This window comes from Streptomyces sp. B21-105 (assembly GCF_036898465.1).
GTDB lineage: Bacteria > Actinomycetota > Actinomycetes > Streptomycetales > Streptomycetaceae > Streptomyces.
In genome coordinates this window covers 7,301,976-7,314,093 of record NZ_JARUMJ010000001.1, presented here as the reverse complement: position 1 = coordinate 7,314,093, position 12,118 = coordinate 7,301,976, and the positions used below count along the sequence as shown (strand labels likewise).

The following is a 12,118-nucleotide window of genomic DNA, read 5'->3' as shown; positions in this document are numbered from 1 at the left end:
TGATTCGGCACTCTGACAGCGCTTTCTCAACCGGTAAAGTCCCATTCCCGCCAACGAGGAAGAAACCGCGCTCAATTATGGGCTTGACCGGTTTAGGAGTGCGCATGCTGGAGGCCTCACCACTCGACGACGGATGGCAGTTGCGGCATGAGGGCAGGGAACTGCCGGCCGTGGTGCCGGGCTGTGTGCACACCGATCTGCTCGCCGCCGGGGTGATCCCGGACCCTTTCCTGGGGCGGGCCGAGACCGAGGTCTCGTGGGTCGGGCGGCGGGAGTGGACGTACGAGACGCGGTTGCCGGCCGTGCGGTCCGGGCACGAGCAGACCGACCTGGTCTTCGACGGGCTCGACACGGTCGCCGAGATCACCCTCGACGGCCGGCTCCTCGGCCGGGTGCGGAACATGCACCGCTCGTACCGCTTCGACGTGACGGGGCTCAGCGGTGTGCTGGCCGTCCGGTTCGCCTCCGCCTACGTCGAGGCGGAGGCGGTGCGCGGGAAGGTCGGCGACCGGCCCGGCGCCTATCCGGAGCCTTACCAGTACCTGCGCAAGATGGCGTGCTCGTTCGGCTGGGACTGGGGGCCCACGCTGGTGACGGCGGGGATCTGGCGGCCGGTGCGGGTGGAGCGCTGGTCGACGGCGCGGCTCGCCGGGGTGCGCCCGCTGGTGACGGTCGAAGGGGGCGTCGGCGTCGTCGAGTTGCAGGTGGACGTGGAGCGGACCCGGGTGGAGGCGGGGCTCGTGTTGGAGGCCCGGGTGGCGGGACGGCAGGCCCGCGCCGAGGTGACGGGCACGCGCGGTGCCGTGCGGGTCGAAGTGCCGGACGCGGACCTGTGGTGGCCCCGAGGGTACGGCGGACAGCCGCTGTACGACGTCGAGCTGACGCTGCATCACGGGAGTGCGCCGCTGGACGTCTGGCGGCGGCGCATCGGCTTTCGCCGCGTCGAGCTGGATACCTCCGCCGACTCTTACGGGAGCGGTTTCACCCTCGTGGTCAACGGGGTGCGGCTCTTCGCGCGGGGCGTGAACTGGATTCCGGACGACGTGTTTCCCTCCCGGGTGACCCGGGAGCGTTACCGGAAGCGGTTGCGACAGGCGGCCGACGCGGGGGTCGACCTGGTCCGGGTGTGGGGAGGCGGCATCTACGAGAGCGAGGACTTCTACGAAGCCTGCGACGAGTCGGGGCTGCTGGTCTGGCAGGACTTCCCGTTCGCGTGCGCGGCCTACCCCGAGGAGCAGCCGCTGCGGGGTGAGGTGGAGGCGGAGGCGCGCGAGAACGTCGTACGGCTGATGCCGCATCCCTCGCTCGTGTTGTGGAACGGCAACAACGAGAATCTGTGGGGTTTCCGGGACTGGGGCTGGGAGGAGCGCCTGGGCGCGGACTCCTGGGGCGAGGGCTACTACCTGGGGATGCTCCCGAGGGTCGTCGGCGAGCTGGATCCGACGCGGCCGTACACGGCGGGGAGCCCGTGGTCGGGGTCCTGGGAGCGCCATCCCAACGACCCGGCGCACGGCACGCATCATTCGTGGGAGGTGTGGAACCGGCAGGACTACGCCGAGTACCGCAGCGAAGTGCCGCGGTTCGTGGCCGAGTTCGGCTGGCAGGCGCCACCGGCCCACGCCACGCTGCGGCGGGCGCTGCCGGGCGAGGTACTGGCGGCGGACTCCCCCGGCATGCTGCACCACCAGAAGGCCGAGGACGGCAACGGCAAGCTGGAGCGCGGGATCGCCCGCCATTTCCCCTCGCCCGGGGGCGACTTCGACCGGTGGCACTACCTCACTCAGGTCAACCAGGCGCGGGCGGTGGCGACCGGGATCGAGCACTGGCGGTCGCACTGGCCGGTGTGCGCGGGCACGATCGTCTGGCAGCTCAACGACTGCTGGCCGGTGACGTCCTGGGCGGCGATCGACGGGGACGGGCGGGAGAAACCGCTTTACCACGAGTTGCGGCGGCTGTACGCGGACCGACTGCTGTCGTTGCAGGTGCGGGACGGGCGGCTCGTGGCGGCCGCCGTCAACCAGTCGGCCGAACCGTGGACGGGCCCGCTGACGTTGCGGCGGCTGACCGTGGAGGGCGATGTGGTCGGCACGGCGACGCTGGAACTGGCCGTCGGCGCCCGGTCGGTGGAGGTGACGCGGGTTCCGGCGGACCTGGAGCCGGCCGGGGCGAAGGAGTTCCTGGTGGCCGACGCGCGAGGGCTGCCCGGCCCGGGCGCGTCCGGGAGCGGCCGGGGGGACGCGGACGAGGGCCGGCTGCGGACCGTGCACTTCCCGGTGCCCGACCGTGACATCGCCCTGCCGCGGCCCGAGTTCGCGGTGGACGTGGCCGCGGGGGCCGTCACCGTCACGGCGCGCACCCTCGTGCGGGACCTGTTGCTCCAGGCGGACCGGCTGGACCCGGGGGCGCGCGCCGACCGGGGTCTGGTGACGTTGCTGCCCGGGGAGCGGGTGACGATCGGGGTCGAGGGCTGGGAGACTCCGGACGCCGCCGCCGCCCGGGCCGCGCTGTACTGCCAGGAGCCTCTGCGATGACGGCGTCCCCCGCCCCCCGCGTCACCATCAAGGACGTCGCCGCGCGCGCGGGGGTGTCCAAGGGCGCGGTGTCCCTCGCCTTCAACCGCAAGCCGGGACTGTCCGAGGCGACCCGGGACCGGATCTTCACGGCGGCGCGGGAGCTGGGCTGGGAGCCGAACCTCACGGCCCGGTCGCTGTCGAGCTCACGGGTGGACGTGGTGGGGCTCGCGATCTGCCGGCCGGCCCGGATGCTGGGCCTCGAGCCGTTCTACATGGACTTCGTCTCCGGGGTCGAGAGCGTGCTGACCGAGCACTCCTGCTCGCTGCTGCTGCGGCTGGTGCGCAGCGTCGAGGAGGAGGCGGGGCTGCAGGAGTCGTGGTGGCGGGGCCGGCAGGTCGGCGGGTCGATCCTGGTGGACTTCCGGGCGGACGATCCCCGGCCGGCGGCGGTCGAGCGGCTCGGGATGCCGGTGGTCGCCGTCGGGCATCCGTCGCTGACCGGCGGCCTGACGTCGGTGTGGACCGACGACGCGACGGCCGTGACGGAGGCGGTGCGCTATCTCGCGGCGCTCGGGCACCGGCGGATCGCCCGGGTGGGGGGTGCGGCCGCGCTCGGGCACACGGTGGTGCGCACGGCCGCGTTCGACGCGGCGGCGCGCCGTCTCGGGCTGGCCGGCGCCCGGCAGGTCGCCACGGACTACTCCGGGGAGGCGGGGGCGCGGGCCACCCGGTCGATGCTGACCGCCGCCCCGTCTGACCGCCCTACCGCAATCGTTTACGACAACGACATCATGGCGGTGGCCGGGCTGGCGGTGGCGGCCGAGATGGGGCTCGCAGTGCCGGGTGACGTCTCCCTGCTCGCCTGGGACGACTCGCAGCTGTGCCGGCTCACCCATCCGACGCTCTCCGCGATGAGCCATGACGTGCACGGATTCGGCGCGGAGGCCGCGCGGACGCTGTTCGGGGTGCTCACGGGGGCGGGTCCCAGGTCGCATCCGGTGCCGACTCCGGTGCTCACGCCGAGGGGTTCGACGGCCCCGCCGCGGGCCTGAACGGCCGGTGATCGCGCAGACTCGCCGGGTGTGACGTTCGCCGCTCCTCCCGGCAGGGGTGTGCAGCTACGTTACCCACAAGTAGCATGTGCTCTGAGCGCGTGCTCAGCGCTTGCGTGTCGCAGCAGTGCCATCCCGCACCCTGGAGGAGAGCCATCGTGCCTCGTACCGTCAGGGACGTCGTCTTCGTAGACGGCGTCCGTACCCCGTTCGGCAAGGCGGGCCCGAAGGGCATCTACCACGAGACCCGCGCCGACGACCTCGTCGTCAAGGCGATCCGGGAGCTGCTGCGCCGCAACCCCGGCCTGGACCCCGCGAAGATCGACGAGGTCGCCATCGCCGCGACCACGCAGATCGGCGACCAGGGCCTGACCATCGGCCGCACCGCCGGCATCCTGGCCGGTCTGCCGACCTCGGTCCCCGGCTACTCCATCGACCGCATGTGCGCGGGCGCCCTGACGGCGGTCACGTCGGTCGCCGGCTCGGTCGCCTTCGGCGCGTACGACGTCGCCGTCGCGGGCGGCGTCGAGCACATGGGCCGCCACCCGATGGGCGAGGGCGTGGACCCGAACCCGCGGTTCGTGAGCGAGAAGCTGGTCGACGAGTCCGCCCTGTTCATGGGCATGACCGCGGAGAACCTGCACGACCGCTACCCGCAGATCACCAAGCAGCGCGCCGACGCATACGCGGTGCGTTCGCAGGAGAAGGCCGCCAAGGCGTACGCCAACGGCAAGATCCAGGCCGACCTGGTGCCGGTCTCGGTGCGCCGCACCAACCCGGAGGCCGGTGAGACGGGCTGGGGCCTGGTCACCGCCGACGAGCCGATGCGCCCGGGGACGACGCTGGAGAACCTCTCCGGCCTCAAGACCCCGTTCCGTGTCCACGGCCGGGTCACCGCCGGAAACGCGGCCGGTCTGAACGACGGTGCAACCGCTTCCCTGATCGCTTCCGAGGACTTCGCGCGCGAGAACGGCCTGCCGGTCAAGATGCGCCTGGTCGCGTACTCCTTCGCGGGCGTCGAGCCGGAGGTCATGGGCTACGGCCCGATCCCGGCCACGGAGAAGGCCCTCGCGCAGGCGGGGCTGTCCATCTCCGACATCGGTCTGTTCGAGATCAACGAGGCCTTCGCCGTCCAGGTGCTGGCCTTCCTCGACCACTACGGCATCGCGGACGACGACGAGCGCGTCAACCAGTACGGCGGCGCGATCGCCTTCGGTCACCCGCTGGCCTCCTCCGGCGTCCGTCTGATGACGCAGCTGGCCCGCCAGTTCGAGGAGCAGCCGCAGGTCCGCTACGGCCTGACCACCATGTGCGTCGGCTTCGGCATGGGCGCGACGGTCATCTGGGAGAACCCGCACTTCGACGGAGGCGCCAAGTGAGCACCACCACCGCTGAGCTTCTGAAGGGCGCGGCCGAGCTGTTCCCGGACGAGGTCGTCACCCAGGCGCACGTACGCCACCTGGACCTGCCGTTCGGCGCGGGGCGGTTCGCCCTGATCACGCTCGACAACGGTTTCGACCACACCAAGCCGACCACCTTCGGCCCGCAGTCCCTCGCCAACCTCGACCTCGCGATCGACCAGGTCGAGAAGGAGGCCGCGGCCGGGGAGATCGTCGGCGCGGGCGTCACCGGCAAGCCGTTCATCTTCGCCGTCGGCGCGGACCTCAAGGGCGTCGAGCTGCTGAAGGACCACACGGACGCGCTCGCCATCGGCAAGGGCGGCCACGAGGTCTTCAAGCGCCTCGCGGGCCTCGCGGTGCCGACGTTCGCCTACTACAACGGCGCGGCGATGGGCGGTGGCGTCGAGGTCGGCCTGCACTGCCGGTACCGCACGGTGTCCGCGGCGCTGCCGGCGTTCTCGCTGCCCGAGGTCTTCCTCGGTCTGGTCCCCGGCTGGGGCGGCTGCACGCTGCTGCCGAACCTGATCGGCGCGGACAAGGCCGTCTCGGTGATCATCGAGAACTCGCTCAACCAGAACAAGCAGCTCAAGGGCGCGCAGGTCTACGAACTGGGCATCGCCGACGCCCTGTTCGAGGGCGCCGACTTCCTGGAGCAGTCGCTGATCTGGACGGCGTCCGTCCTCAAGGGCGAGATCGTCGTCGACCGCCCGGTGATCGACCGCGGCGAGGCCTGGGACCAGGCCGTCGCACGCGGCCGGTTCGTCGCGGACAGCAAGGTGCACGGCGCCGCCCCGGCCGCCTACCGCGCGCTGGACATCATCGCCGCCGCCAAGAACGGCGACCTCCAGCAGGGCTACGACGCCGAGGACGTCGCGCTCGCCGACCTGATCATGGGCGGTGAACTGCGCTCCGGCATCTACGCGTTCAACCTGGTGCAGAAGCGCGGCAAGCGCCCGGCCGGCGCCCCGGACAAGAACCTGGCCCGTCCGGTCACCAAGGTCGGCGTGGTCGGCGCGGGCCTGATGGCCTCGCAGCTCGCGCTGCTGTTCCTGCGCCGCCTCGAGGTGCCGGTCGTGCTGACCGACATCGACCAGGAGCGTGTCGACAAGGGCGTGGGCTATGTGCACGCCGAGATCGACAAGCTGCTCGGCAAGGGCCGCATCAACCAGGACAAGGCCAACCGCCTGAAGGCCCTGGTGTCCGGCGTCCTGGACAAGGCCGAGGGATTCGCGGACGCGGACTTCATCATCGAGGCCGTGTTCGAGGAGATCGGCGTCAAGCAGCGGGTGTTCGCGGAGGTCGAGGCCGTCGCCCCGGCGCACGCGATCTTCGCGACGAACACCTCGTCGCTGTCGGTCTCCGAGATGGCGTCGAAGCTGAAGCACCCCGAGCGGGTCGTGGGCTTCCACTTCTTCAACCCGGTCGCGATCCTGCCGCTGCTGGAGATCGTCCGCGGGGAGCAGACCGACGACGCCTCGCTGGCCACGGCCTTCGCCGTCGCCAAGAAGCTGAAGAAGACGGCGGTTCTGGTGAAGGACGCCCCGGCGTTCGTCGTGAACCGCATTCTGACCCGTTTCATGGGCGAGGTGCAGAACGTCATCGACGAGGGCACCCCCGTCGCGGTCGCGGAGAAGGCGGTGGAACCGCTCGGCCTGCCGATGTCCCCGCTGGTGCTGCTCGAGCTGGTCGGCCCCGCGATCGGTCTGCACGTCTCGGAAACGCTGAACCGCGCGTTCCCGGACCGTTTCACGGTCTCGCCGAACCTCGCGGCCGTCGTCAAGGCGGGCAAGCGCGGCTTCTACCTCTACGACAGCGGCAAGCCCGAGCTGGACCCCGAGGTCGCCGCGCTCCTGCAGCAGGGCGACGACGTCCTCACCGAGGAGCAGGTGCGGGCCCGCGTCCTGGACGCGGTGGCGCAGGAGATCGGGCTCATGCTCGACGAGGGCGTCGTCGCCGAGGCCCAGGACATCGACCTCTGCCTCATCACCGGCGCCGGCTGGCCCTTCCACCTGGGCGGCATCACGCCGTACCTGGACCGCGAGGGCGTCTCCGAGCGGGTGAACGGCAAGAAGTTCCTTGCCCCGGGTGTCGCGTCGGTGCCGGCGTAACGGTTGCCGTAAGAGGCGTCGTACGAGGCGTCGCAAAAGTTGCCGGAAGGGTTACTGGGGCCGTAACAGTCGTAACGGCTTACGACCCGTCCCGGGGCTGACGACCCGTCCCTGGTCTCCGGGGGCAGGGCGAAGTGAAGAGGGCCTCCGCTCATGGCGGAGGCCCTCTGTCGCGCGGCTGTCGCCCTGGACGGCCCGCCCACGGGCCCTGGCCGCGATCTCCTGCCCGCATGGCTGAGGCCGAGCGCGAAGGCCGGCTCGGCGAAGTGAACGGGCTCCGGGTCGGTCCGGCCGACGCCCACGACGAACTCCCGCCGATCACGAGGGGGCGCGCGCGGTGGGCCGCCAGGAGACCAGGTGGGCGTCGCCGTTCGCACCCTGGTCGACGGCGAGGACCTGATGATGCAGTCTCTGGTCGCCGCCGACCCGGCGCGCGGCTTCCCAGGATCTGCCCGGGACGTGTTCGGCTCGGCACAGGACGGCGTCGTCCTACATCAGATAGACGGCCAGCCGCCCGTCGCGGCCGCGTATGAGCCAGTCGCCGTTCACCCGATCACTTCATGCCGGGGTCCTGACCATGCCCGTCGCCGGTCTCGTCACGGGGTCCCGCAGAGCCTCGTCCGTGAAGTCGGTCCGTGACGTCGGTCCGTGCAGTCGAGTCCGCGAAGTCTCGTCCGCGGGGCCGTCCGTGCGACGCTGGTCCGCATGGACGACAACACCGCGCTGCTCGTGATCGTCGACGCCGCGAACGTCGTCGGGTCGGTACCCGACGGATGGTGGCGGGACCGGCGGGGCGCAGCGGAACGGTTGCGCGACCGGCTGGCCGCAGACGGCCTCTCGGGGCACTCCGGGCCCGTGGACATCGTCCTCGTCGTCGAGGGCACGGCCCGCGGGGTGGAGCCGGCGCCCGGTGTACGGGTGGAGGCGGCCCCCGGCAGCGGTGACGACCGCATCGTCGAGCTGGTCGCCGGGGCCGCCGGCCGCCCCCGTCTGGTCGTCACCGCCGACCGCGAGCTGCGCCGCCGTGTGACGGAGCTCGGCGCGGACGTCACGGGCCCTCGCGCGGTGCGCGGCTGAGACGACCGACGTCGCACTCCGTGAGCGGCAGCCCGCACGCGGCACCCGGCGGCACGCCGAGGGGATACGGAGGTGCGTCCGACGGCCGACGGCCGGGTGGAGCGTGTCCCCCGCGAGGCAAGCCGCTCCCGGCCCGGCCGCGCTCGCACCCGCCGGCCCGCCGGCCGCTCCGGCTGGGGCGGGGCGGCGGCGCAGCACCGAGCCCGGCCCCTGGCGGTCGGGGCCGGGCTCGGGGGGCGTGGGTCATACGGGGCCGGCGCCGCCGGGGCCCGGGGCGGGGGCGGGGGACGCCTCGCCTCGTCCGAGGCGGCTGTGGGAGCGGCCGTAGAGGAAGTAGACGACGCATCCGATGACCATCCAGATGCCGAACCGCAGCCAGGTCTCGGCGGGCAGGTTGAGCATCAGCCAGAACGAGGCGAGCACCGACAGGATCGGGACGAACGGCACCCACGGGGTGCGGAAGGCCCGGTGCAGGTCGGGGCGGGACCTGCGCAGGAGGACCACGCCGATCGCGACGACCACGAAGGCGAACAGGGTGCCGATGTTGACGAGCTCGGCGAGTTCGCTCAGCGGGGTGAAGCCGGCGACGATCGCGATGATCACGCCGAGCAGGATGGTCGGCCGGTGCGGGGTCTTGTAGCGCGGGTGGACGTGGGAGAAGAAGCGGGGCAGCAGTCCGTCCCGGCTCATCGCGAAGAAGACGCGGGTCTGGCCCAGCAGCAGGATCATGCAGACGGTGGTGAGGCCGACGGCGGCGCCGAAGCTGATGAAGCCCGCGAACCAGGGGTGCCCGGTGGCTTTGAAGGCGTCGGCGAGCGGGGCGGTGATGGACAGCTTGGTGTAGTGCTGCATGCCCGTGACGACGATCGACACCAGCACGTACAGCGTGGTGCAGATGATGAGGGAGCCGATGATGCCGCGGGGCATGTCCCGCTGCGGGTGCCTGGTCTCCTCGGCGGCCGTGGCGACCACGTCGAAGCCGATGAAGGCGAAGAACACCACCGAGGCGGCGGTGAAGATGCCCATGACGCCGAAGTTGGCGGGGGCCCAGCCGAACATCAGCTGGATGAGCGGGGAGTTCAGCCCTCCGCCGGCCTCGACGGCCTGCGACTTGGGAATGAACGGGTCGTAGTTGTCGCCCTTGATGAAGAAGGCGCCGGCGACGATCACGGTCAGTACGACCGTCACCTTGATGGCGACCACGATCGACGTCACGCGCGCGGAGAGCTTGGTGCCGAGCACGAGGATGGCGGTGAGCACCAGGACGAGCGCGGCGGCGAGGATGTCGAAGCCGAAGCCGTCGGCCCCGTCGCGGCTGCCGAGCGCGGCCGGCAGGTGCCAGCCCGCGTTGTCCAGCAGGGAGGCGATGTAGCCGGACCAGCCGACGGCGACCACCGCGGTGCCGAGCGCGAACTCCAGGACCAGGTCCCAGCCGATGATCCAGGCGGGCAGTTCGCCGAGGGAGGCGTACGAGAAGGTGTACGCGGAGCCCGCCACGGGGACGGTGGAGGCGAACTCGGCATAGCAGAGCGCGGCGAGCGCGCAGACGACCCCGGCCACCACGAAGGCCAGGGCGACGGCCGGGCCGGCGTTGTTCTTGGCGACCGTGCCGGTGAGGACGAAGATGCCGGTGCCGATGATGACGCCGACGCCGAAGACGGTCAGATCGAGCGCGGACAAGGATTTCTTGAGCGCGTGTTCTGGCTCCTCGGTATCGAGGATGGACTGCTCGACCTTCTTCGTCCGGAAGAGGGTGCTGCTCACGGGGTACCTCCCACGCTGTGTCGTCCTCGACATGATCGAGAGGGGGCGTAGACCGTATGCCCCGGCGCGGGCCGGTTAACGCGAATGGACCGGTTCCACCACTCTTCACAGTGGTGGAACCGGTCCATCCGGGCGGGCTCGGGCGGCTCGGGGGGCCTGCGGCGGCGTCAGTCCCGGGCGGGTTCCACGGACTCGGCCGCCACGTTGCCGTACCGTCCGTCGAGCTTGGAGACCAGGCCGGTGACCTGCCGCGCGATGTCGGGCGCGGTGAGGCCGATCTCGGTCATGACCTCGGCGCGGGAGGCGTGGTCGAGGAAGCGGGGCGGGATGCCGAAGTCGCGCAGCGGGACGTCGACGCCCGCGTCGCGCAGGGCCTGGGCGATCGCCGATCCGACGCCGCCGACACGGGAGTTGTCCTCGACGGTGACGACCACGCGGTGCCGCTCGGCGAGCGGGGCCATGGCCTCGTCGACGGGCTTGACCCAGCGCGGGTCGACGACCGTGGCAGTGATGCCCTGCCGGTCGAGGAGGGTCGCGATCTCCAGGCACATCGGGGCGAGTGCGCCGACGGAGACCAGCAGCACGTCGGGGGTGTCGGTGCCGCTCTCGCGCAGCACGTCCATCCCGCCGACGCGGCCGACGGCGGGTACGGCGGGGCCGACGGCGCCCTTGGAGAAGCGCACGACGGTCGGCGCGTCGTCGACGGCGACGGCCTCGCGCAGCTGGGCACGGACCTGGTCGGCGTCACGCGGGGCGGCGAGCCGCAGGCCCGGTACGACCTGGAGGATCGACATGTCCCACATGCCGTTGTGGGAGGCGCCGTCGGTGCCGGTGACGCCCGCCCGATCCAGTACGAATGTCACACCGCACTTGTGGAGGGCGACGTCCATGAGGACCTGGTCGAAGGCACGATTGAGGAATGTGGCGTACACCGCGAACACCGGATGCACTCCGCCGTGGGCCAGGCCCGCCGCGGACACCGCGCCGTGCTGCTCGGCGATGCCGACGTCGTAGACGCGGTCCGGGAAGGCCTTGGCGAACTTGTCGAGGCCGACCGGCTGGAGCATGGCGGCGGTGATCGCGACGATGTCCGCGCGCTCCTCGCCGAGCTTGACCATCTCGTCGCCGAAGACGGACGTCCAGTCGGCGCCGGAGGTGGCGATCGGCAGACCGGTGTCGGGGTGGATCTTGCCGACGGCGTGGAAGCGGTCGGCCTCGTCCTGGAGGGCGGGCTGGTAGCCGCGGCCCTTCTCCGTGAGGCAGTGCACGATCACCGGGCCGCCGAAGCGCTTGGCGCGGGCCAGCGCGGACTCCAGCGCCTCGATGTCGTGGCCGTCGATCGGGCCGACGTACTTCAGGCCGAGGTCCTCGAACATGCCCTGCGGGGCGATGAAGTCCTTCAGGCCCTTCTTGGCGCCGTGCAGGGTCTCGTACAGCGGCTTGCCGACGACGGGCGTGCGCTCGAGGAGGTCCTTCCCGCGAGCCAGGAAACGCTCGTAACCGTCCGTCGTGCGCAGGGTGGCGAGGTGGTTGGCGAGGCCGCCGATGGTCGGCGCGTACGAGCGCTCGTTGTCGTTGACGACGATGACCAGCGGGCGGTCCCCGTCGGCGATGTTGTTGAGGGCCTCCCAGGCCATGCCGCCGGTGAGCGCGCCGTCGCCGATGACCGCCACGACGTGGCTGTCGCGTTCGAGGATCTGGTTGGCCTTGGCGATGCCGTCGGCCCAGCCGAGCACCGTGGAGGCGTGGCTGTTCTCGATGACGTCGTGCTCGGACTCGGCCTGCGAAGGGTAGCCGGACAGGCCGCCCTTCATCTTCAGCCGGGAGAAGTCCTGCCGCCCGGTGAGCAGTTTGTGCACGTAGGACTGGTGTCCGGTGTCCCACAGGACCTTGTCCTTGGGCGACTCGAAGACCCGGTGCAGGGCGAGGGTGAGTTCGACCACGCCGAGGTTGGGGCCGAGGTGGCCGCCGGTCTTGGACACGGCGTCCACGAGGAAGGTGCGGATCTCCCCTGCCAGCTGGTCCAGCTCCTCCAGGCTGAGCCGGTCCAGATCGCGCGGTCCCCTGATGCGGGTCAGCAGCGGCACCCGTGCCTCCTTGCAGTAAAAGCTGATCGAGCTGTTGCCGGGCTTGTCGAGTCTAATGTTCCGCCGAGGCGGTCGGAGTCCGGCCCGTGCGTCATACGTCACCCGAACGGCCGTACC

7 protein-coding genes and 1 pseudogene are annotated in these 12,118 nt (G+C 71.4%); 5 read left to right on the top strand and 3 right to left on the bottom strand.

The genetic code is table 11. The annotated features are described in order from the left end of the window. Positions 1–104: 104 nt before the first annotated feature. From QA802_RS32810 to QA802_RS32795, 4 genes are all read left to right on the top strand, one after another. Positions 105–2,531 (top strand): glycoside hydrolase family 2 protein, encoded by a 2,427-nt coding sequence (locus QA802_RS32810; protein WP_334530354.1) that lies wholly within the window; start codon positions 105–107, stop codon positions 2,529–2,531. Beyond that, a complete protein-coding gene (locus QA802_RS32805) occupies positions 2,528–3,565 on the top strand; it encodes a LacI family DNA-binding transcriptional regulator (RefSeq protein WP_334530352.1) in 1,038 nt (345 codons plus the stop codon). Before QA802_RS32810 ends, QA802_RS32805 begins: the two co-directional genes overlap by 4 nt. A 158-nt stretch (positions 3,566–3,723) precedes the next feature. Continuing rightward, positions 3,724–4,944, top strand: coding sequence for a thiolase family protein (locus tag QA802_RS32800; protein ID WP_319169576.1), 1,221 nt, complete (start codon positions 3,724–3,726; stop codon positions 4,942–4,944). Further along, positions 4,941–7,073 (top strand): 3-hydroxyacyl-CoA dehydrogenase NAD-binding domain-containing protein, encoded by a 2,133-nt coding sequence (locus QA802_RS32795; RefSeq protein WP_334530348.1) that lies wholly within the window; start codon positions 4,941–4,943, stop codon positions 7,071–7,073. The genes QA802_RS32800 and QA802_RS32795 overlap by 4 nt, the downstream gene beginning before the upstream one ends. A gap of 321 nt (positions 7,074–7,394) precedes the next feature. Here QA802_RS32795 and QA802_RS32790 read toward each other — a convergent pair. Beyond that, positions 7,395–7,622 (bottom strand): annotated as a pseudogene (locus QA802_RS32790) (hypothetical protein); the annotation flags it as partial. Between the two features lie 156 nt (positions 7,623–7,778). On the opposite strand from QA802_RS32790, the gene QA802_RS32785 reads away from it, so the two are divergent. Further along, positions 7,779–8,150: a PIN domain-containing protein gene (locus QA802_RS32785; protein WP_334530345.1), complete on the top strand. Its 372-nt coding sequence runs from the start codon at positions 7,779–7,781 to the stop codon at positions 8,148–8,150. A 243-nt stretch (positions 8,151–8,393) separates the two neighbouring features. Here QA802_RS32785 and QA802_RS32780 read toward each other — a convergent pair whose 3' ends face one another. Further along, a complete protein-coding gene (locus QA802_RS32780; RefSeq protein WP_334530342.1) occupies positions 8,394–9,914 on the bottom strand; it encodes an amino acid permease in 1,521 nt (506 codons plus the stop codon). 167 nt (positions 9,915–10,081) lie between these two features. Then, complete coding sequence (gene dxs, locus QA802_RS32775) at positions 10,082–12,001, bottom strand: 1-deoxy-D-xylulose-5-phosphate synthase (protein ID WP_319169645.1); 1,920 nt, start codon at positions 11,999–12,001, stop codon at positions 10,082–10,084. Between the last annotated feature and the right edge of the window lie 117 nt (positions 12,002–12,118).